At 51.4% G+C, this 22,135-nt stretch carries 21 protein-coding genes; 18 read left to right on the forward strand and 3 right to left on the reverse strand.

The annotated features are described in order from the left end of the window. The coding region (locus Q0X35_RS01655) for a hypothetical protein (protein ID WP_297564721.1) at positions 1-218 on the reverse strand (218 nt) is incomplete at its 3' end. Next, complete coding sequence (locus tag Q0X35_RS01660) at positions 211-1,209, reverse strand: 1,4-dihydroxy-2-naphthoyl-CoA synthase (RefSeq protein WP_297564722.1); 999 nt, start codon at positions 1,207-1,209, stop codon at positions 211-213. The genes Q0X35_RS01655 and Q0X35_RS01660, both read right to left, overlap by 8 nt. Positions 1,210-1,269: 60 nt before the next feature. Between Q0X35_RS01660 and Q0X35_RS01665 the strand changes: the two genes are divergently transcribed. From Q0X35_RS01665 to Q0X35_RS01680, 4 genes are all read left to right on the forward strand, one after another. Continuing rightward, positions 1,270-2,352, forward strand: a complete 1,083-nt coding sequence (locus tag Q0X35_RS01665) for an o-succinylbenzoate synthase (RefSeq protein ID WP_297564747.1) — start codon at positions 1,270-1,272, stop codon at positions 2,350-2,352. Between the two features lie 66 nt (positions 2,353-2,418). Then, complete coding sequence (gene menD / locus Q0X35_RS01670) at positions 2,419-4,083, forward strand: 2-succinyl-5-enolpyruvyl-6-hydroxy-3-cyclohexene-1-carboxylic-acid synthase (protein WP_297564723.1); 1,665 nt, start codon at positions 2,419-2,421, stop codon at positions 4,081-4,083. Between the two features lie 254 nt (positions 4,084-4,337). Next, complete coding sequence (locus Q0X35_RS01675; RefSeq protein ID WP_297564724.1) at positions 4,338-5,813, forward strand: S1C family serine protease; 1,476 nt, start codon at positions 4,338-4,340, stop codon at positions 5,811-5,813. A 195-nt stretch (positions 5,814-6,008) separates the two neighbouring features. Beyond that, a complete protein-coding gene (locus Q0X35_RS01680; protein ID WP_297564725.1) occupies positions 6,009-6,182 on the forward strand; it encodes a hypothetical protein in 174 nt (57 codons plus the stop codon). Here the strand turns inward: Q0X35_RS01680 and Q0X35_RS01685 are convergent. Beyond that, positions 6,160-7,566 (reverse strand): isochorismate synthase MenF, encoded by a 1,407-nt coding sequence (locus Q0X35_RS01685; protein ID WP_297564727.1) that lies wholly within the window; start codon positions 7,564-7,566, stop codon positions 6,160-6,162. The two genes, Q0X35_RS01680 and Q0X35_RS01685, sit on opposite strands and share 23 nt — an antisense overlap. Positions 7,567-7,597: 31 nt before the next feature. On the opposite strand from Q0X35_RS01685, the gene Q0X35_RS01690 reads away from it, so the two are divergent. The 14 genes from Q0X35_RS01690 to nuoL form a co-directional block, all read left to right on the forward strand. Beyond that, positions 7,598-8,296: a demethylmenaquinone methyltransferase gene (locus Q0X35_RS01690; RefSeq protein ID WP_297564729.1), complete on the forward strand. Its 699-nt coding sequence runs from the start codon at positions 7,598-7,600 to the stop codon at positions 8,294-8,296. A gap of 141 nt (positions 8,297-8,437) precedes the next feature. Further along, on the forward strand, positions 8,438-9,712 hold the full coding sequence (locus tag Q0X35_RS01695) for an NAD(P)/FAD-dependent oxidoreductase (protein WP_297564731.1): 1,275 nt from the start codon (positions 8,438-8,440) through the stop codon (positions 9,710-9,712). Between the two features lie 85 nt (positions 9,713-9,797). Next, a complete protein-coding gene (locus Q0X35_RS01700) occupies positions 9,798-10,160 on the forward strand; it encodes an NADH-quinone oxidoreductase subunit A (RefSeq protein ID WP_297564733.1) in 363 nt (120 codons plus the stop codon). Positions 10,161-10,163: 3 nt separating this feature from the next. Then, entirely contained in the window at positions 10,164-10,721 is a 558-nt protein-coding gene (locus Q0X35_RS01705) for an NADH-quinone oxidoreductase subunit B (protein WP_297564734.1), read from the forward strand. A gap of 17 nt (positions 10,722-10,738) precedes the next feature. Next, on the forward strand, positions 10,739-11,440 hold the full coding sequence (locus tag Q0X35_RS01710) for an NADH-quinone oxidoreductase subunit C (RefSeq protein ID WP_297564748.1): 702 nt from the start codon (positions 10,739-10,741) through the stop codon (positions 11,438-11,440). Continuing rightward, a complete protein-coding gene (locus Q0X35_RS01715; RefSeq protein WP_297564735.1) occupies positions 11,440-12,789 on the forward strand; it encodes an NADH-quinone oxidoreductase subunit D in 1,350 nt (449 codons plus the stop codon). The genes Q0X35_RS01710 and Q0X35_RS01715 overlap by 1 nt, the downstream gene beginning before the upstream one ends. Continuing rightward, a complete protein-coding gene (nuoE, locus tag Q0X35_RS01720; RefSeq protein ID WP_297564736.1) occupies positions 12,789-13,478 on the forward strand; it encodes an NADH-quinone oxidoreductase subunit NuoE in 690 nt (229 codons plus the stop codon). Before Q0X35_RS01715 ends, nuoE begins: the two co-directional genes overlap by 1 nt. Then, positions 13,478-14,821, forward strand: coding sequence for an NADH-quinone oxidoreductase subunit NuoF (nuoF, locus tag Q0X35_RS01725; RefSeq protein ID WP_297564737.1), 1,344 nt, complete (start codon positions 13,478-13,480; stop codon positions 14,819-14,821). The genes nuoE and nuoF overlap by 1 nt, the downstream gene beginning before the upstream one ends. Then, on the forward strand, positions 14,818-17,382 hold the full coding sequence (locus tag Q0X35_RS01730; RefSeq protein WP_297564739.1) for an NADH-quinone oxidoreductase subunit G: 2,565 nt from the start codon (positions 14,818-14,820) through the stop codon (positions 17,380-17,382). The genes nuoF and Q0X35_RS01730 overlap by 4 nt, the downstream gene beginning before the upstream one ends. Further along, positions 17,379-18,713 carry an NADH-quinone oxidoreductase subunit NuoH gene (gene nuoH, locus Q0X35_RS01735; protein WP_297564740.1) on the forward strand — a complete coding sequence of 445 codons (1,335 nt, stop codon included), beginning with the start codon at positions 17,379-17,381 and terminating at the stop codon, positions 18,711-18,713. Before Q0X35_RS01730 ends, nuoH begins: the two co-directional genes overlap by 4 nt. Next, positions 18,706-19,374, forward strand: a complete 669-nt coding sequence (gene nuoI / locus Q0X35_RS01740; protein ID WP_297564741.1) for an NADH-quinone oxidoreductase subunit NuoI — start codon at positions 18,706-18,708, stop codon at positions 19,372-19,374. The genes nuoH and nuoI overlap by 8 nt, the downstream gene beginning before the upstream one ends. Then, complete coding sequence (locus Q0X35_RS01745) at positions 19,374-20,306, forward strand: NADH-quinone oxidoreductase subunit J (protein ID WP_297564743.1); 933 nt, start codon at positions 19,374-19,376, stop codon at positions 20,304-20,306. The genes nuoI and Q0X35_RS01745 overlap by 1 nt, the downstream gene beginning before the upstream one ends. Then, a complete protein-coding gene (gene nuoK / locus Q0X35_RS01750) occupies positions 20,306-20,605 on the forward strand; it encodes an NADH-quinone oxidoreductase subunit NuoK (RefSeq protein WP_297564745.1) in 300 nt (99 codons plus the stop codon). Before Q0X35_RS01745 ends, nuoK begins: the two co-directional genes overlap by 1 nt. Positions 20,606-20,660: 55 nt before the next feature. Next, positions 20,661-22,135 (forward strand): NADH-quinone oxidoreductase subunit L (gene nuoL / locus Q0X35_RS01755; RefSeq protein ID WP_297564750.1); only part of this gene is annotated, 1,475 nt, incomplete at its 3' end.

A 22,135-nucleotide genomic window follows, 5' to 3' on the forward strand; every position in this document is an offset into this window, starting at 1 on the left:
TCCGCTGGGATATGAAATTGGGAAATTTCTGCTTTTGCCGCTGCTATTGAGGTGTGGGGCGGGATTAGAAAAATCGGGGGAAGTATTTTTCCGTTTTCTCGTTGCGTTAAGAAGTCTTCTACTACCGCAGTTAAATGAGTAAGTGCGGCAGGAGAGCTACCGCCGGCACAAATAAAGGGTTCCGGCGCCGGGCACTCAGTAGTAGATTTTCTAGGCATAGTACGGGTAACTCGACCAATCCGGAGAGCGCTTTTCCAAGAAAGCATCCCGCCCCTCTTGAGCTTCTGCAGTCATATAAGCCAAACGGGTGGCTTCGCCGGCGAATACTTGCTGCCCAGCTAAGCCATCATCGGCCATATTAAAAGCAAATTTTAGCATCCGGATAGCTTGCGGAGATTTCTCTGCCACTAAGCGGGCATATTCGAGAGCTTTTTTCTCTAAATCGGCGTGCGGTACCGCTTCATTCACTACTCCCCATTGGGCGGCATCTGTGGCGCTGTAGGTGCGGGCGAGAAAGAAAATCTCGCGGGCTCGTTTATCTCCTACTTGCCGAGCTAAAAGTGCCGAGCCGTAACCACCGTCAAAAGATCCGACATTGGCATCCACTTGTTTGAAGCGTGCGTATTCTTGGGAAGCCAGCGATAAATCACAGAGCACATTCAAAGAATGCCCGCCCCCAGCTGCCCAGCCAGAAATAGCGCCGATAAATACCATCCCAGAATTGCGCATCAGGCGCTGTACTTCCAAAATATGTAATCTGCCGGCATCTTGCGGATCTACCGATTCCCGTAACGCTAAATCTGCCTGCGGGGAGCTTTGGTCATTGTGGTAGCGGTAGCCATCTTTTCCGCGAATTCGCTGGTCGCCACCGGAGCAGAAAGCCCAGCCGCCATCTTTCGGGGAAGGGCCATTACCGGTAAGAATTACGCATCCTACTTCTCGGGTGAGCCGGGCATGGTCGATAGCGCGATAGAGCTGATCTACCGTTTCCGGGCGAAAAGCGTTGCGTACTTCGGGCCGGTTAAAAGCTATGCGCACCACTGGCAAATCAATTTCGCTTTGCAGCTCCCCCGTAGAGGAATATTCTCTTTGTACTCCCCGATGATAGGTAATATCGGCATCTGGAAATCCCTCTATACTCCGCCACTGCTGCGGGTCGAATATTTCCGAGATTTTCGGGGGCAGTACCCCTGCGTTATTTTGCACCATAAGGATATTCTGCCACGTATATCTCTTAGTTCCATTTTGGTTGCGTATAATTGGGCAGTGATGAGTGGAGAATACGTAGCTGGAAATTTTATTCCGCGAGCTTGGAGCCCCTTGGCTAGCGCTAATTTTATGCTTACTGCCTGCGCTTATACGATTCCGCTGCGCACTAAGTTCCGGGGAATATCCACGCGCTCCGGTATTATCCTGCATGGCCCCGCCGGTTGGGCGGAAGTTTCTCCTTTTTTGGAATATCGGGTTCCTTATGCGGCGCGGTGGTTAATTGGGGCTGTGGAGCAGGCCGTATATGGGGCTCCGGAGCCACTTCGCTCTGAAATTCCAGTCAATGTGACTATCCCTGTGGTATCTCCTACGCAAGCGCAGCAAATAGCTATTCAGTCGGGGGCGCTGAGTGCCAAAGTAAAAGTAGTGGAAGAGGGGGGAAGCCGTGCCGCTGATTTATCTCGTTTAGCGGCGGTGCGGGAAGCCTTAGGGGAGCGGGCGCGAATTCGCATAGACGTAAACGGAAAATGGGATTTAGATACGGCATTACTCAATATTCCGCGTTATGAACGGGCAGCCGGTGGCCTGGAGTATATAGAGCAGCCTTGTGCGAGCGTAGAAGATCTAGCAGCTGTACGCCGCCGCGTGGCAGTGCCGATAGCAGCCGATGAATCGCTGCGGCGAAGTGTTGATCCTTTGGAAGTGCGCCGGTTAGCGGCGGCAGATATTGCGGTAATAAAGAATCAGCCCCTGGGAGGTGTGCGAGCTGCCTTAGAACTAGCGGCAAAATTAGAACTTCCGGCCGTGCTTTCTTCAGCATTAGAAACTTCCGTAGGTTTGGAGGCTGGATTGGCGTGTGCAGCTGCACTGCCGCAGTTATCTTATGCATGTGGATTGGGCACTATTGATCTTTTTACGGCCGACGTTACTACTCATTCGCTTAGGGCGCACCACGGAAAAATAAAATTACAGAAAATAGTTCCAGAAAATCTCGCGGCGGTGGCGGCCAGTGGAGAATTAGCTGCATTTTGGCAAGATCGCCTCCAGCAGCTGTGGGAGTATTTACGTACTTGGAAGATTCTCGGGCCGGGGGCGCGCTATCGCTGGGTCGCTCCAGAAGAATGCGGGCTTGGCTCCGAGTAGATATCGGAAATATGCAGTAGGTACGGGAAAATACGCAGAGACGGAAAGAAAAGAAAAGGCGGAGAAATGGTGGAAGCTACAGAAACGGCGCGCGGAGTCGTAGCCGCGCTCATTAAAGCGGGGATAAAGAATTTTGTGCTCTGCCCCGGTTCGCGTTCTGCTCCCCTTGCTTTGGCGCTCGCGGCAGCTGAGCAAGCTGGTTTAATTAGTTTAGAGGTAGAGATAGATGAACGAGTGGCAGCTTTCATTGCCCTGGGCATGGGGAAAGCAGGGCAGCCGGCTGCTGTAGTTACTACTTCCGGCACTGCAGTAGCTAATCTGCATCCAGCGGTTGTTGAAGCTCTCCACTCCGGTTTGCCTTTGCTACTTCTCACGGCAGATCGCCCTCCCGAATTGCAGCAGGTGCGGGCGAATCAAACTACTGACCACTGTGCACTATTAGCTGCCTCCGTAAAATATCAAGTGCAGCTTCCTCCACCGGTGGTGAATTTAGCGCAGCTCGAAAATCAAATTACCCGCGCAGCGCGAATGATGCTCGGTCAAGGAATAGCCGGAGCTAGTGGCCCTGGGCCGGTGCATATAAATATCGGTTTTCGCCCGCCGCTCATACCGGAGGATTTAGAAAAAGCGGGGAAATGGCAGAGTATTTACGCTGATTGTACGCTGGCTGCTTCGCAGGCAGCTCCGAAACGTACCGTAGTAGTAGCTGGTTCCGATAATGTCTTTCGGGATAAAGCGGAAGTGGAAGAATTTAGCCGGCAGGCGGGAGCTGTTCCGTTTTTAGCAGAGCCCAGCAGCAAGTTGCGCAATAGCGCTCAAGCTATACCGGCGCATCAGTTACTCTTGCGCACGCAGCTCCGGCAAAAAATTGAACGGGTAGTGGTGGTGGGGCATCCTACTTTGACGCGGGAAGTGGCAGAATTACTAGCTGATCCGCAGATAGAAGTAGTGGTAGTAGACGAATACCCTACCTACACAGATATCTCCGGCAATGCAGCGGTCGTGGTGGAGCTGGAGGAAGTATTTTCTTGGTTAACTGGCAGCGCAGAGTGGTTAGAAGTATGGAAAGACGCAGGGCGAGAAGCGCAGCGCTGCTGTAGCGAGTACTTAGCAGCAGGGCATCCGCTAGATTTTCCCCAGATTGCTCTTATCCTCGGTGAATCGGCAGTACCTACTTTCCTCGGAGCTTCTTCGATAATTCGCGCTGTAAATACTTTTGCGCCCGTACCCGGCCCGGTATTTTTTGCCAACCGCGGCTTGGCAGGAATCGACGGAGTGATTTCCACTGCGCGCGGTATGGCGAGTGCGCTAAAGCAGCCGATGCGAGTAGTGGTAGGAGATTTGAGTTTCATTCACGACCTCGGCTCTTTAGTGGCCACACAGAATCAGCCGCTACCTGATCTGCAGGTAGTGGTGATAGACGATCAAGGTGGATCACTTTTTGCCACTCTGGAATACGGAAAATTGCCGCCGCCGCTCTATAATCGGGTATTCCGCACGGCAAAAGATTTTTCGGTACCGGATTTCCTTCCGGCCTTAAAAGAGCGAGTGCATTGGCGTCAATGCAAAGCAGATGTATCTACTTTGCGCCGCACTCTAGCAGAGCCAATAACGGGTCTGGAGGTATTGAGTATAGAGCTTGCTGGTGATTTAGAAGTTTCCCGGCAAAATCATGGAGCAGATTTAGGGAAAGAGATTTGCGCGCGGGTAGAAAGATATTGTGCTCTGTAGATTCTCAGGGGTAGGCGAAAATAACTCGGCGCGCTCCGCGGGCGATTTTACGCTTAGGAGTGGTTATAAGCCTAGGAAATTCTCTTTAGCGGGTTATACTGAGGGCGAAAATTGTATAGGGTTTCTCTTTTTCTTTTTTTAATGGATTTATTATTATAAAACTCATAATTGAATAGACCGGAAGAATCCCGTGGTAAACGGGTTTGTGTATACGGTAGAGAGAAAATTTTTGCGAATGGAAACGAGGTTTTTATATGAATAACAATGAAGGTTGGCCGCCGTTGACCGGTGATTCGAATTGGGGAGAGCCACCGACTCCGCCGACTCCAGAATCCGCGGATAAGGCCGCTACATCTACTGCAGACAATATCTCTGCAGATAGGGTGCCCGCACCTGCTGCTGGTATGCCTGCGTCCGTTCCGGATTCTGCTGATGTGGCGGCTGATATGCCAGCTGATAGGCCAGGTGCAACCGCAGCGGAGATGCCAGCCGATTCGGAAATAGATAGTTCGCTACCATCTGCTACTGCAGAGAATGAAGAAAATACCTCTCCAGATAATGCTACGCCGCAGCCGATATTGGCAATTCCGCCTGTGAAAAAGCGGAAAACTCCTAAGCATCCTAGTTGGGCAGCTTTGCTAGCTATGACAATAGTGGCAGCTCTGCTGGGTGGCGTCCTCGGAGTAGGGGTAATGACTTGGAGATATTCCGGTACGCGCCCGGTGCCTGCGGCCGAGGGAGAGCCTAGTGTAGAGCCAGTAGTAGAGTCCAAGGCAACTGCGCCAGATTGGCAAGCGGTAGCGAAAGCCGTCGGCCCTGCCACAGTGGCTATCGAAGCGCAGAAAGGTGAATCTGGCGCGGCCGGATCGGGAGTGGTAATAGATAAAGAAGGCCATATATTAACCAACCACCACGTAATCTCTGGAGCCGAAAAATTACAAGTGACTTTTAGTGACGGGCGTCTTTATGCAGCAGAAGTAGCGGGAGCAGATGCCGCTACCGACTTAGCTGTAATTACAATTAAGAATCCTCCGAAAGATATCACGGTAGCTGCGCTGGGTGATTCCTCGAAAGTGACAGTGGGAGAACCGGTAGCTGCCATCGGTAATCCGCTCGGATTGGCTTCCACTATGACCACCGGCATCGTTTCTGCTTTAGATCGGCCCGTGCAGACGGTTTCTACCGAAGGAATTACCGACGGAGAAGCAGCGCGCGTGGTTACTAATGCAATTCAGCTGGATGCAGCAGTAAATCCGGGGAATTCCGGCGGGCCAGTATTTGATTCCTCCGGGCGGGTAATCGGCATTGCCTCTTCTATCGCCACTACTTCCCGCGGAGCTAATTCGCAAGGCGGTGGCTCGATTGGGCTCGGATTCGCTATTCCTATTAATTTAGCCAAGCATATATCGCAGCAACTTATTGAAAAAGGAGTAGCTGAGCATGCCTATCTGGGAGTGGTGATTCGCAACGGAATCGCGGAATATTCCGGAGTCTCTCGGGTAGGGGCGCAGATAGAACAGATTGAACCGGGTACTCCGGCTTCTAAAGGTAAATTGCAAAAAGGCGATGTAGTAGTGGCCTTTAATGGCAAAAATGTAGTTTCGGCTGTTTCACTTACTGGTTTTGTGCGACAGTGCCAGTCTGGAGATCAGGTGACACTGACAATCGAACGCAACGGTGAGTTACAGGAGCTAGATATTACTTTAGCTACGAAGGTGGATAAAGAGTAAGTAATTATCTTTTCTACGAAAACAATAAACCGGCGGTAGGAAAAGCTACCGCTGGTTTATTTTGCAAATACTTTTGCTGTGAATAAATTGATTTAATTGTTAGTCTGGCCAATACGTCGTCATTAAAGATGCACCTGGAAACTATGTGTAAGTTCATGGCGGTAAATAAGGTAGCAGTGCCGGGTGCTGATGCCGATGGTACTTTTTATACGGATGCGCAATGAAGAGCCGAATTTTGCGGCGCCGCCGCCTCCGCCTCCGCCCGAAATTGCGCGTACCGGATTTGCCGGAGTGGGGCTGCTGGGTCTCACGGGAGTAGTTCTGTTGAGCGGAATCGGCTTATTGGCTACTCCGCGCCGTTTTTCCTAGCTGCGGGCATTTCTAAAGCCTGCAGGGCAGGGGCAAATTTTGCCTCCGTTTCCGCCAATTCTTTGCGTGGCTGTGAATCAGCCATAATTCCCGCTCCCGCCCAAGCGCGCGCCCGAGTCGGAGAATCTACCTTTAAGCAGCGCAGAGCCACACACCATTGCCCCCAGCTATTTCCTGCTATCCATCCGGTCGGGCCCCCATAGCGCGCGCGTTCACCTGCCTCGATGTCTTTAATGATTTTTAGAGCCGCCGGGCGCGGTGCGCCGCCGAGTGCGGCAGTGGGATGAAGTTTTCCGAGTATATCGAAAATAGAATAATCGGCTTGTAAGTGAGCAGTTATATCGGTCGCCAGATGCCAAAGATTGGGGAGCTCTAAAACGTAGGAGAGTCCGGCTTGCGCCTGAGTCATTTCGGCTAGTGCGGTGAGAGCAGAATTTACTGCGTATTGGTGCTCTAATTGGTCTTTAGCGGAATTTTCTAGCTGCTCTGCCTCTCGCTTTTCTGCTGAGTTAGGCGATGCTTTAGGTAGTGTGCCGGCCAGCACTCGGCACTTGAGAAGTGGAGAAGGCATCATTTGTAGCGAATCAGATGTGGTGCCGGATAAATCGGCTCCAGCATTCTCTAAATCTTCCGCAGCGCTCTCTAAATCAGCGGCAATAAGCATTTCCGGGCTGGCGCCGATTAATCCATCTACTGCAAAAGTCCAAGTGGAAGGATAGGTGGTGTGCAGAGAATGCACCAAGCTGCGTTCATCTAGATCTTGTGCTTCGATATTGAGCATGCGCGCTAGCACTACTTTGCGCGCTTCTCCGGCGCGAATCTTTTCGATTACGTGTTCTACCTGCGCCATCCATTCCACTGAGCTAGGTGTCTCCCATATTTTTTCAATAGTGGCAGTTTTCCAAGGTGACTGCGGCGAAGATGAATCAGGGGCGCAGAGTCGGAGGAGATGTAATAAATTACTGGCTTCCGGAGCTAAAGGTTGGGGATGCTGGATATTTTCGATTCTAGTGAGCCAGGCGGTATTGCCTCTTTTGGCCACCAATACTTGCGGAATAATGAGAGTAGAACCGGCTGGAGAATCAGGGTGAAAAGCAAAGGATCCAAAAGCAAATAACCCACTGCCCGGTAGCTGAGTGTCATCATCTACCTGCGCGCATTTTTTCACTGCCTCCCACCAGTTTGCGGCGGCAGTAAAACGACTCTCTGGCGTATCAGCCGCCTGGAAAGAGTAGTTAAAAGTAGCTGCCACTCCCGCGCCTATTGTACCGTCTTCTGCGCGTAGCCAAGCTAGCTGGTGGTGAGGTGCAGTTAATAATTTACTCAGCGGCGGCAGAAAATTTAATTTCGTGGTTATTACTCTAAGATTAGGTATTGTAAGCACAGTAATTGATGTTACTTCTGAAAGTTGAAGAATGGGTAGTAAAAGGGCGACGTTGGCAAAAGATCCGCAAGATGTGGCGGGAATGTTCGATATGGTGGCCAGTAAATATGATTTAATGAACGGCATTCTCACCGGTGGCTTAGTCAAGTATTGGAGAAAAAAGACCACCCAAATGCTGCAGATACGCCCCGGAATGAAAGTTTTAGATTTAGCAGCCGGTACGGGTACTTCGGCGCAAAACTATGCAAAAACCGGTGCAGAGGTGGTGGCCTGTGATTTTTCACCAGGGATGATTGCCGAAGGAAAGAAACGCTACCCACATCTACATTTCGTAGAGGGAGATGCGATGAATTTGCCTTTTGCGGCGGATACTTTCGATGCAGTAACTATTTCCTATGGGTTGCGTAATGTGCACGATCCCGCTTTGGCACTGCGGGAAATGCTGCGGGTGGCGAAACCCGGAGGGCGGATAGTGGTATGTGAATTCTCGCGCCCACAGAATGCGCTTTTTCGGGGCGTCTATAAAATTTTCTTACATACGATTATGCCGCTCATCTCGCGTTTCTTCTCTTCGGATGCGCAGGCTTATGGATATTTAGCGGAGTCTATTCTCGCCTGGCCACCCCAGCCAGAATTGGCGGCGTATTTAACGGAAGCGGGCTGGATGGAAGTGGGATATAAAAATCTTACGAACGGATTAGTGGCACTGCATTACGGGAAGAAAAAATAATCACTCGCAACCGTTATACGCAAGTAAATCATTACGTAAATAGCCAATGGGAGAGTGCAAATTTGGAGGCAAAAACCGTAGACTTACGGGGGTAGAGAAGTTACTTGAAACTCAAGTACACATATAAAGCGGGAGAGCGGAATGGTAGTTGCGTCAGCTGACGTAGTTATTACAGGGGCTGGTCCGGCCGGTTCTGCCGCTGCACATTATCTCTCTCGCTATGGGATAAATACCATTCTTCTAGAAAAATCCGAATTTCCCCGTGATAAAACCTGTGGAGATGGGCTCACTCCGCGCGCTGTTTCGGAGCTTATACGCATGGGATTTCCGATTCCGGAAGCAGAAGGTTGGGTGCGCAATTACGGTATCCGCGCCTACGGTGGTGGGCACACTATCGAGGTGCCGTGGCCAGAATTAGCTTCTCAGCCTAACTACGGAAGTGCACTCCCTCGAAAAGAATTAGATGAAAAGTTAGCTCGTTTTGCGCAAAAAAGCGGAGCAGATTTACGGGAGGGCTGCACCGTCACCGCTCCTATCCAAGATAAAACAGGGCGTATAACTGGAGTAAAGGTAATTCCCACCGCGGATAAAAAAGCTCCGGAAGTAGAAATAAAAGCTAAATTTGTGCTAGACGCAAGCGGGGTCTCTGCTCGTTTAGCGGTGGCCACCGGCCGAGAAAAGAATATGCGCCGCCCGATGGGAGTGGCGGTACGTACCTACTTCGCTTCCCCTTTGGCCAGCACCGATATGATGGAATCCTATCTAGAGCTGTGGGCAGGGGCGGCCGGTAAATCGGAATTATTACCCGGATATGGCTGGGCCTTTGCCGTCGGTAATGGATTAGTAAACGTAGGGCTGGGTTCGCTTTCTTCCACCGCGCGCCCCACCGGCATCAACTATCGAAAAGTATTCAACACTTGGATGCAAAATGTGCCGCCAGAATGGGGATTTACCGCGGAAAATCAGCGTGGTTCTCTGCAATCCGCCGCCTTGCCTATGGCTTTCAACCGCAAGCCCCACTACGGAGACGGCTTGTTATTACTAGGCGATGCGGGTGGAATGGTTTCGCCTTTTAACGGCGAGGGAATTGCGTATGCGCTCGCTTCGGGGCGTCTCGCGGCCGAATTCATCGCGCAGGCGCTGGGTAGAAATTCGCTGGCGGCGCAGGATCGGGTACTGCAGCAGTACGAAGCAGAATTGCGGGCAGAGCTGGGCGGTTATTATACTCTCGGAAGGATTTTTGCCGCGCTTATTGAGCGCCCGGAAATTATGCATCTCTGTGTAAAGTACGGCCTACCGCGTCCCGTTTTGATGAAGCTAGTAATGAAGCTGCTCTCCGATAACTACGACCGCCGCGGTGGCGATTGGATGGATAAAGTAATCACCGCTCTGACGAAGGCGGTGCCCAAAGCATGAACTATTTTTTGAAATTAGCTGAATTTTTACCCCGAGCGGTAGAATCAAAGGTGAATACACTACTAGAAAAGCAGGTACGCGCAGTATGAATCCTTATGTTCCTCTTTTAGTGATGATTGCAGCGGCAGGTGTCGTCGCAGTAGGTGGTCTGGTGGCTTCGGCAATTTTAGGCCCGCACAAATACAACCGCGTGAAAGTACTCAACTACGAATGCGGTCTGGAAGCTACTCCTAATGCGGGAGATGCCGGGCGTTTTCCGATTAAGTATTTTCTTACTGCCATGACCTTTATTATTTTCGATATTGAAGTGGTATTTCTTTACCCCTGGGCGGTATCCCACGATCGATTAGGGATTCCGGGGCTAATCGCAATCGCGACCTTTTTATTCCTCGTCACCGTTCCTTTTATTTACGAATGGCGGCGCGGCGGTTTGGAATGGAGTGAATGATAAATGGGTCTTGAAGAAAAACTTCCGCAAGGAATTGCCCTCACCACAGTCGAGAACGTACTCGGCTGGTCGCGCGCCCGCTCTCCTTGGCCAGTTACTATGGGTCTGGCCTGCTGCGCAATTGAGATGATGGCATTCGGAGCTGTGCGTTATGACGCTTCTCGTATTGGAATGGAAGTATTCCGCGCTTCGCCCCGTCATTCAGACATTATGATCGTCTCCGGCCGCGTAAGCCAAAAAATGGCGCCGGTAGTGCGCAATATCTATGACGAAATGATGGAACCGAAATGGGTAATATCCATGGGAGCGTGTGCCTCTTCGGGCGGAGTATTTAATAACTACGCTTTGGTGCAGGGAATAGACCATATTGTGCCGGTAGATATCTATTTACCAGGATGCCCTCCGCGCCCCGAGATGCTCATTAACGCAATTTTTGAGCTGCGCAACCAGTTAATGGAAAAGCAGCCGCTGGGGAAGAATCGTATCGAGATTTGCCGGGCGGTAGAAAAAGCTGCTTTAGAGGCGGAACCGCTGCATCTGCAGAAGGGATTATTGGCGTGAAAGAAATAGACGAAAATCTGGAAACGGTTACGGAAGATTCCGCCACCGCATCTGCAGGCGCGGAGTTTTTGCGCCGGCGGCAGGGCCTCTGGGGAGTGAAAAATGCCCCGGATACTACCGGCTTTTCCGGGCACGAAGAATCTGTATACATATCTGTTCCTGCTGAGCGCCCCTATGGCGGCTGGTTCGATGACGTAGTAGATGTCTTAATCGAATTAGCAGAAGAAGCTGGGCACCAAGCGGCAGAAGTAATTGAAAAAGTGGTTATAGACCGCGGGCAATTAGTAATTTTCGTGCCGCGGGAGCACTTACTCGAAGTAGCTCGTTATTTGCGTGATGATCAAGATCTGCGCTTTGAAATGTGCTTAGGAGTTTCCGGTGTGCACTATCCCCAGGATAAAGGGCGGGAATTGCATGCCTTCACGACCTTCTTCTCCATTACTCACAACCGGTTCCTCTCGTTAGAGGTGGCAGTGCCGGAATCTGATCCGCATATGCCGTCTTTAACCTCGATATATCCCGGAGCTGATTGGCCAGAACGAGAGGCTTTTGATTTATTAGGGATTATTTTTGACGGGCATCCCGGCTTAGCGCGTTCGGCAATGCCGGAAGATTGGGTCGGCCACCCTCTGCGGAAAGATTATCCGCTCGGAGGAATTCCTGTGGAGTATAAAGGTGCCGTAATTCCGCCGCAAGACGTCCGGAGGGAGTACAACTGATGGGAAATAAAGAAATTTTTGCCACCAAAGCTGCTGACGATGCGCAAGCTGCCAGCTATCCCAGTTTCGAAGCTGTGGGCGGAGACTGGGCCAGTCTGGCAAAAGAAGCTGCTGAATTAGGTGAAGAGCACGTAATTATCAACCTCGGGCCGGTACACCCTGCTACGCACGGGGTGCTGCGGCTACAAATGGAGCTAGACGGCGAAAACGTAAAAGAGGTACGGGCTTCTACGGGGTTCCTGCATACCGGTATTGAAAAGAATATGGAATACCGCACCTGGACACAGGGAGTGGCTTTCTGTACGCGGATGGATTATGTGGCGCCGATTTTCCAAGAAGTTGCCTACTGCTTAGCGGTGGAAAAACTCCTCGGAATCACGGAGCAGATTCCCGCGCGGGCTTCGGCAATTCGGGTATTGCTCATGGAGCTCGGCAGAATCAGCTCCCATATCCTCGGTATTGGTTCCTTAGGCAACGAACTAGGTGCTACCACCATGCTCACCCTCGGTTTCCGCTGCCGAGAAGATATTTTGCGCATTATGGAAGATATCACCGGTCTGCGCATGAATAATGAGTTTATTCGCCCCGGCGGCGTGCTCGATGATATTCCCGAAGGAGGAATTGAATATATTAAAGAGCTGCTGCCGAAGATTCGCAACACCATTTCGGAGATGGAAAGTTTGACTATGGCCAACCCCATCTTCAAGATGCGTCATGAAGATGTAGCAGTTGCGCCGCTTTCAGCGCTAATGGCCCTTTCCACTACGGGAGCTTCGGTGCGTGCCGCGGGAGTGCCGTGGGATTTGCGAAAGACCCAGCCTTACTGCGGATACGAAAAATATCAATTCGATGTGCCGGTTGAGGCAAAATCTGATGCCTATAACCGAGTGAAGGTGCGGTACGCCGAATGCTATCAATCTTTGCGAATCGTTTACCAGGTACTTGACCAGCTGGAGCAAACGGCCGGCGAGCCATTCATGGTGAAGGATAAGAAAATTGCTTGGCCGGCTTGCTTGTCGATTAGCTCGGATGGGCAGGGGCAGTCGCCGGCGCATGTACAAAAGATCATGACGGAATCTATGGAATCTTTGATCCATCACTTCAAGTTGGTGACGGAAGGATTCCGAGTGCCAGCCGGGCAGGTTTACCAAATGGTAGAGCATCCGAAAGGTCTATTAGGGGTACATCTGGTATCTGACGGGGGCACGCGGCCTTTCCGGGCACATTTCCGGGACCCCAGTTTTAATAATATTCAGTCTTTGAATCTTCTTTCAGAGGGCGGATTGCTCGCTGATACAATCGTGGCGCTCGGATCTCTCGATCCGGTGATGGGAGGAGTAGATCGCTGATGGCAGATAACTATTCAGCTAATTACGCACCGGAAGTGGAGGAACGGCTGCGCTCTGACGCAGAAGCAGTACTTGCCCGCTATCCGCGTTCTCGTTCGGCTATTATGCCTTTGCTACATCTCATCCAGTCCGAAGACGGCTTCTGTTCGCCGCGGGGTATCGCCTTAATAGCGGATATCTTGGACCTTACGCGCGCTCAAGTATCGGCAGTAGCCACTTTCTATTCGCAGTATCGCCGGCATCCAAATGGTGAATACAACGTCGGAGTGTGCACCAATGCGCTCTGCGGAGTAATGGGCGGAGATATTATTTGGAATGAGCTGTGCAGCCACTTAGGGATTTCCGATAACGAAACCACCAGCGATGGAAAAATTACGTTGGAAAAGCTGGAATGTAACGCCGCTTGCGATTACGCACCGGTGATTATGGTCAATTGGGAATTTTTCGACAATCAGACTCCGGAATCAGCGAAGCAGTTGGTAGACGATATTCAAGCCGGCAAAGATATTAAACCTACGCGCGGCCCGGATAAGGTACACACTTTCAAAGAAAATGAGCGAGTACTGGCCGGATTCGAAGATGGCCATGTGGATGAAGGCGGTCTGCCCGGCGATTCTACTTTGCGGGGTCTAAAAATTGCCCGCGCCAATAACTGGACTGCTCCTCGTAAAGAAGGAGGGGAATTGTAATGGCTGAATTTACGAAGCCAGATTTACTAGCTCCCGTATTGAGCGATTACTGGGATCTCGATAAGTCTTGGACTATTGATACTTATCGCCGGCACGGGGGATATCAAGCTATAAATAAAGGCTGGGAATTACAGGCACAAGATCCGGCTGCTCTTACTAATTTAGTAAAAGAATCCGGGCTCCGCGGCCGCGGAGGAGCGGGATTCCCCACTGGATTAAAATGGTCGTTCCTGCCTCCGCAGGACGGTAAGCCACGTTATTTAGTGGTCAATGCGGACGAATCCGAGCCAGGTACTTGTAAAGATATTCCAGCTTTGCTCGCTAATCCGCACTTGCTCTTAGAAGGCATGATGCTTTGCCTAATTGCAATTGGAGGGCATCACGGCTTCGTATATCTACGTGGCGAAGTGGTGCACGTATATAGGCGTCTTCTGGCGGCCGTACGGGAAGCGCGCGCGGCGGGATTACTGGGTAAAGGCCTAGGGCCCAACCACGATTATGATTTAGATATTACTGTGCATGCGGGAGCCGGTGCCTATATTTGCGGCGAAGAGACCGCTTTGCTCGACTCTTTAGAGGGATATCGTGGTCAGCCTCGGTTGAAGCCGCCTTTCCCGGCAGTGGCTGGTCTATTCGCTCGGCCTACCGTAATCAATAATGCTGAATCAATTTCTTCGATTCCCGGTATTGTCAATAACGGTGCCGAGTGGCTGCAGAGCATGGGAGCAGAAACAAAGAACTCGCGCGGGCACGGTATTTTCTCCGTGTCTGGCCACGTGCAGCATCCGGGGCAATTCGAAGCTCCTTTCGGTATCACCGTGCGGGAATTACTAGATATGTGCGGCGGTATTCGCGCTGGGCATCAGTTAAAGTTCCTCACTATCGGAGGATCTTCTGCTCCGCTCTGGACAGCAGATCATTTAGATGTGCCGCTCGGCTATGAAGAAGTAATGGAAAATGGTTCCATGCTGGCTACCCGCGCTATCCAAGTATTCGACGAGACGGTATCCGTATTGCGAGTAATCACGCGCTGGATGGATTTCTACCAGCATGAATCTTGCGGAAAATGCACCCCGTGCCGGGAGGGCACTTTCTGGATGCGCCAGATTTTACACCGTCTTGAAGCCGGAAAGGGGCAGGAAGGTGATGTGGATTTGCTCTACGAAATCGCGAGCAATATTCAGGGTCGCTCTTTCTGCGCACTTGGAGATGCAGCTTCTACTCCGGTCAAATCGGGAATTGATTTGTTCCGGGACGAATTCGAAGCCGGCTACCACACTGCGGCAGCCGAGATGTTCCCGATTGAAAAATCGGTAGTTTTTAGCGAAGTAGGTACCAAATGACGGCAGAAGTTCAGCAAGAAATGGTCACTATAAAAATTGACGGCAAAGAGATGTCGGTGCCGAAAGGCACGCTCATCATTCGGGCGGCGGAAAAAGCAGGTGTGCATATTCCGCGTTTTTGTGATCACCCACTTCTCAGCCCCGTAGCTGCTTGCCGCCAGTGTTTAGTGGAAGTAGCTAGCCCGAACCGACAAGGGGTAGTGGCAAAAATGCCGAAACCGCAGCCGGCTTGTTCCACTATGGTAGCCGACCAAATGGAAGTATATACGGCCGCTACTTCGGAAGTTACGGAAAAGGCACAGCGGGGGGTAATGGAGTTCTTACTCATTAACCATCCGATGGATTGCCCGGTTTGTGATAAAGGCGGAGAGTGCCCCCTACAGAACCAAGCTCTTTCAGATGGGCGCACCACTTCGCGTTTTATCGATGTAAAGCGCACCTATCCGAAGCCGATTTCCGTATCGGCGCAGATTCTCTTAGATCGTGATCGCTGCATTCTCTGCCAGCGTTGTACCCGTTTCTCAACCCAGATAGCGGGAGATGCTTTTGTGCAGCTCCAAGGCCGCGGCGGAGGCACTCCAGGTTACGAAGTGCATCACGGTCTGCACGGTTCGCAAATTGGGAATTTCGATGGCGGCGTACTCGATTTTGCTTCCGCGGATGCCACTTCCGAATCGGCAGCAAATGAATATGCGGGCTCGCGCGGTTTACCAGGAATTGCGAGTGGTTATTGCGCTGGCCCAGTTGGTGCAGCCGAATCTGATGTGAATGGGCATCCTTTCGTCTCCTACTTCTCGGGAAATATAATTCAGATTTGTCCGGTTGGAGCTTTAACCTCTGCTTCCTATCGTTTCCGGGCGCGGCCTTTTGATTTAGTGTCTGTGCCTTCCGTGACTGAGCACGATGCTTCTGGATCTGCAATTCGCGTAGATTACCGCCACGGTAATGTGCTGCGGCGGCTAGCTCTAGAAGATCCGGAAGTGAATGAAGACTGGATTACCGATAAAGATCGTTTCGCTTTCCGTTGGCAGAACGGGGCAGATAGATTGCGTTCTCCGCGCGTCACCGGTTTGGAAAACGCTTCTTGGTTTGCCGCCGTAGACGCGGCAGCTACGCAGCTTCGTAAATCACAGCGGGCAGGCGTAATTATGGGGGGGCGTTTGCCGCTAGAAGATGCATATGCCTATGCGAAATTCGCCCGCTGCGTCCTCGGAACTAACAATATTGATTTCCGTACTCGCGCGGGAAGCAGTGAAGAAGATGCTTTCTTAGGAGCAGTAGTAGCTGGTCAGGGGCAAGGAGTTACCTACTCCGAAATTGAAAAGGCTGGCCATGTGCTATTGGTCGGGCTGGAAGCCGAAGAAGAATGTGGTTCTATTTTCTTGCGTCTGCGGAAAGGCGTATTGGCAAAGAGCACTTCGGTATCAGTAATTTCTACTTTTGCTACGCGGGGCACAGCGAAGATGGCAGCGCGTTTCTTGCCCGCCCATCCGCAAAAGGTAGGCGCTTTACTAGATTCCATCGCCGAAAGTGCCAGTGCTGATTTAGGGAATCTTTATCAAGATCTTACGCAGCCGGAATCGGTGATTCTGGTCGGAGAGAGAGCCGGAGATACTCCCGGAGTACTGAGTGCACTCTTGCGTTTGGCAGCGCGTACCGGTGCCCGCTTAGCGTGGGTACCGCGGCGAGCTGGCGATAGAGCTGCAATCGAAGCCGGCGCTATGCCTAATTTATTACCAGGTGGCCGGCCGGTAGCAGATGCAGACGCCCGAGCAGAAATTGCCCAGGCTTGGGGTGTGGAAGATTTGCCTGCTGCTTCGGGTTTGAATACCGAGCAGATGTTAGCGGCAGCAGCTGCCGGTGAATTAGATACGTTAATTCTGGCGGGAGTAGAACTCACCGATTTACCGGCCGGAGCTGCTGCAGCTCTCGAGCGGGCTTTCGTAATTCAACTTGAAGTGCGCGATAGTGATACCGCAGCTTTTGCAGATGTACTCTTCCCCGTGGCTCCGCCGGTAGAAAAGGGTGGAACCTTCATTAACTGGGAAGGAAGATTGCGTCCCTTCGGTCAGGTACTCACTTCGGTGGCAGAGCCAGATCGGGTAGTGCTAAACGATATTGCGGCTGAAATGGGAATTGATTTACGGCTCGCTTCTCTGGAAGCCGCTGTAAAAGAATATACGGCGCTTCCGCGCTGGGCAGGAATTCGTATTGCCTCTCCAAATGTAGAAGCAACTCCGGTTAATGCTTCCGGAATTGTGCTCTCTACCTGGAAGCAAATGCTCGATGGTGGTGCACTACAGGGCTTCGAGCCTTATTTGGCAAATACTGCTCATAAAGCGGTGGCGCTGCTTTCGCCTGCTACTGCGCAGCAAGCGGGAATTACCTCGCAGCTGCGTCTGCAGGGCCCGGATGGTTACTTAGAATTCCCAGCGGTGCAAGTAGATATGCCCGACGGAGTAGTATGGGCGCCGCAGAACGCGGTTGGCTACTCGCTATCCTCTATCGGATTGAGGGCAGGAGCGGTAGTTACGCTAGAAAATGTCGAGGTGGCAAAGTGAATACAGCTACGAATCAGATGATTGCCGATTTTTCGCAAGATACCTGGTGGATATGGGTATTAAAAGCAGCCTTTATCGTACTGTTTTTAATATTCTCCGTTATCTTCGCCTTGTGGTTTGAGCGGCGTCTCTTGGCGCGGATGCAGAATCGGCTGGGGCCTAATACCGTAGGTCCTTTCGGTTTGCTTCAGTCTTTCCCAGATGCGATTAAACTTCTTTTCAAAGAGGACTTTAACCTGAAAGGTGCGGATAAGGTCGTCTACCTGATCGCTCCGGCAATTTCGGCTCTCTGTGCTTTCAGCATTATGGCAGTGGTGCCGCTCGGGCCGGGGGTATCTATATTTGGTATTCAAACCCCCTTGCAGCTCACTGATTCTCCGGTGGCCATGCTCTTTGTGCTGGCGATTGCGGCCTTGGGCGAATACGGATTAGTACTCGGTGGTTGGTCTGCGAAATCTACCCTGCCACTCTACGGTTCGGTCCGTTCGGCCACGCAGATGATCTCTTATGAGTTGGCGCAGGGGTTATCCTTAGTGACGGTATTTATCCTCAGCCGCACAATGGCCACTTCTGGAATTGTGGCGGGGCAGCAAGAGCTCTGGAATGTACTTTTGCTGGGTCCGGCTTTCATAATTTATTTCATCACTATGTTCGGTGAGGCAGGGCGTTTGCCATTTGACCTTATCGAAGCAGAAGGCGAAATCGTAGCGGGTGCTCACCTGGAGTATTCCTCCATGAAATTCGGTTGGTATTACCTTTCGGAATACATAAATATGTTGAACCTGTCGATGCTCGTCACCACTCTTTTCTTTGGCGGTTGGCGCGCGGGCCCCTTGCTTACGAGTCTGTTCGGATTCTGGGGTGGCGACCCCAATACGGGTTGGTTGCCCATGTTGTGGTTCCTTATCAAGACTTGGCTTTTCGTAGCCGTATTTATTTGGGTACGTGGTACGCTGTTGCGCTTCCGTTACGATCAATTTATGAAACTGGGCTGGAAAGGCTTAATCCCAGCGGCCCTGATTTGGCTCACTCTCGTGGGATGCGTATTAGGGGTGAATATGACGCTGGGTATTAACGTGCAAGCCGTCATGCTGATACTTTCGATTGGTTATTCAGTAATCCTCTGCATTTGGGGATTAGGAGATGATCGCTTACGGCCTACGCAAGCGGAGCTAATTAAGGCACGCGAGCAGGAAGAATTTGCTGGTTTTGAAAATGGTTATCCGGTGCCGCCGCTTCCTGGGCAGCATCTTCCCCCTTCTGTACGAGCGGGAAGAAGGAAAAATTATGCAGATGCAGAAGCTGCGGTAGAGGAGGTTAAGGATGTCTGAAGAGTATGAGTTTCAACAACCAGATAAAGCTCTGTACAGTCCTAATAAAAAAGGGCCACTCGGCAAGCTGCTTGCTCCAGTAGCCGGATTCGGGGTCACTTTCACTACGCTTTTCCGCCCCACGGTGACGGAGCAGTATCCTTTTGAAAAGATTCCGCCGCGCCCGCGCTACCACGGTTTACATCGACTGAACCGCTATGCAGATGGTTTGGAAAAGTGTATTGGCTGTGAGCTTTGTGCTTGGTCATGCCCCGCCGATGCTATTTATGTGGAGGCAGCTTCCAATACGCCGCAAGCACAGTATTCTCCAGGAGAACGCTACGGGCGGGTATATCAGATTAATTATCTGCGCTGTATATTCTGTGGTTACTGTATCCAGGCTTGCCCGACTCGTGCGCTGACTATGAGTACGGAATTTGAGATTGCCGGGCAGCATCGGGAAGAAATGATTTATGAAAAGCAGGATTTGCTGGTTCCGCTGGCAGAAGGAATGCTCAATCCGCCGCATCCGATGGTGGAAGGCACTTCTGATGCAGAATACTACCGGGGGCAAATTACTGGCCCCACGGAAGCGCAGGTAGATTGGGTGCGCCAGCACCGTCCCGGCGATGAATCTATTTCTACGGCCGTCACTGCTGGTACTGAGGAGGTAAGAGCCTGATGATGCCGAATTTAGAACCTTTAGAAATTTCGCTGGGCGAAACGATACTTTTCGCTCTGCTGGCTTGTTGTATGGTGCTGTGCGCTATTTATGGCTTACTTATTGCCCGAAAAGCGGTATATACAATCATTTCGGTGCTTTTCATTATGGTGGGCTTAGCATTTATCTACACCATGCTCGAAGCGCCTTTTATGGGAGTGGCGCAGGTGGTGGTATATACCGGCGCAATTTTGATGATGTTCCTCTTCGTATTGATGCTCATCGGAGTGGATTCCGCGGATTCTCGGCATGAAACTTTGCCAGCTCCGCGCCCGGTAGCCATTCTGGGCGGGACGGGTATTCTCTTCGTCTTAGCTGCAGTAGTCTGGACTTCTACCTATCCAAAATCGGCTGGTTTAGCAGCTGCGAACGCGGAAACAAATCCGTTCGGCGTAGCGCGGCTAATCTTTTCTAACCATATTCTCACCTTGGAACTCACTGGCACGCTTCTAATAATTGCTGCTCTGGGTGCCATGACTCTTACCCATCGGCAGCGTATTAATAAACGCATTACGCAAGCTGATTTGGCCGAAAAGAAAATTAAAGATTTCATAGAGCAGGGCGAGCATCCGGGAATTAAACCCAATGCGGGTGTGTACGCCGAATCTAATTCTTCTACCAATCCGGCGCTTACTGCTTATGGAGAGCCGCTGGAAGGTTCGGTAAATAGAATTTTGCAGATTCGCGGGCAATCGCGGAGCGTGGAAGAAATTTCGCCCGAGACGGTAGCGCGTATTTCTGCCGGTCAGGTACCTTCTGGTCCCGCTACTTATGGAGTGGTAGGCAGGAGCACTCTTCCGGGAATGCCGGGAGAAAAAGCCCCCGTATATCCGGCAGAATTCGCTGCGGAGGCGGAGAAAGCAGGAGCCGCAGAAGCGGAGGAGCAGAAATAATGAATCTCTTGTATTACGTGATATTAGCTCTAATTCTCTTCGTAGTAGGAGGAGCTACCGTACTGATTCGCCGCAATGGCATAATTGCTTTGCTCGGCGTGGAAATTATGCTTAATGCCTGCAATTTGGCATTTATTACCTTCTCGCGGATGTGGGGAAATTTAGAAGGGCAAGTATTTGCTTTCTTCGTCATGGTAGTAGCCGCCGCGGAAGTGGTAGTGGGATTAGCAATTATTGTCACCATATTTAAGACCCGCAGGTCGGCATCGCTTGACGGTGTGAACCTGATGAAGAATTAAGGAAGCAGGTGTAATTATTTTGATTACGGAACTTCTTCCCACTGCTCCAGCAGCAATGCCGGCTGTGGGGGCGATTAATCTAATTTGGCTAGTAATTGCGATTCCACTGGCCGCATGCGCTGTTTTACTTCTAGCTGGAAAAGCAGCCGATAAGTGGGGGCACTGGTTGGCTATCGCCGCTGCGGTTTGCTCATTCGGTATCGGTCTAGCCGCTACTCTGCAGTTGGCTGCGCTCGATGCCAATGCGCGCATTCTCGAATCCACTCTTTTCACTTGGGTGGCGGGCCCGGATATGGTGGTCGATTTCGGCACGCGCGTAGATCCGCTTTCCCTCACCTTCGTCATGCTGGTGACCTTCGTCGGCACCTTAATCTTCATCTACTCGGTAGCCTATATGGAGCATGACCCCGAACGGCGTAAGTTCTTTGCATATCTGTGCTTCTTCGTAGCTTCCATGCTCATGCTGGTATTAGGGAATTCTTATTTGGCGCTTTTCCTCGGTTGGGAAGGCGTAGGCCTGGCCTCTTATCTATTGATTTCTTTCTGGAATCAGGTACCTGAGTATGCCACTGCCGGTAAGAAAGCATTTATTATGAATCGCGTTGGCGATTTGGGAATGCTTATCGCCATGATGGCCATGGTAAGTAACTTTGGTTCAGTGAACTTTACCGATGTGAATGCCGGTCTAGAAAGAGCCTCCTCGGGGCAACTGACCTTTATCGGTATTTTCTTGCTCCTGGCTGCCTGCGGTAAGTCGGCGCAATTCCCCTTGCAAGCCTGGCTGGGAGACGCCATGGCAGGCCCAACTCCGGTATCCGCTCTTATTCACGCGGCCACTATGGTGACGGCAGGTGTATATTTGATGGTGCGTTCTGGGGGAATTTACACCGCAGCTCCGGCGGCGGCTCTCGCAGTGACGATAATCGGTTTAATAACTCTGATATTCGGAGCAGTAGTTGGTGCCGCAAAAGACGATATGAAGAAGGTACTGGCCGCTTCGACGATGTCGCAGATTGGATATATGATGCTGGCGGCCGGCTTAGGCCCGGTAGGCGCTACTTTCGCTATTTTCCATTTGGTTACGCACGGTTTCTTCAAAGCCAATATGTTCTTGGGCGCCGGCGCCGTCATGCACGCCATGAAAGAAGAAGTAAATATGCGGGGCTTCGGTGGGCTCGGTAAGCATATGCGCATTACGCGCGCTACTTTCCTCTGTGGCTATCTGGCAATTATTGGAGTGCCTTTCCTTTCCGGATACTATTCCAAAGACGGCATTATTGAAGCTGCCTTTACGGGCAGTGGAATTCGCCCGTGGATTTACGGATTGATTACGGTACTCGTAGCCGGGCTGACTGCTTTCTATATGTCGCGCCTGTGTTTCATGATTTTCTTCGGAGAAGAGCGGTGGGAAAAGCAGGGGGCAAATGCTCACCATCCGCACGATCCTTCCCCGTTCATGTGGGTACCGATGGCTGTATTAGCTGTTGGATCACTCGGTATTGGCGCAGTTTTGAATTACGGCGGTTTCCT

The organism is uncultured Arcanobacterium sp. (assembly GCF_947253055.1).
GTDB lineage: Bacteria > Actinomycetota > Actinomycetes > Actinomycetales > Actinomycetaceae > Arcanobacterium_A.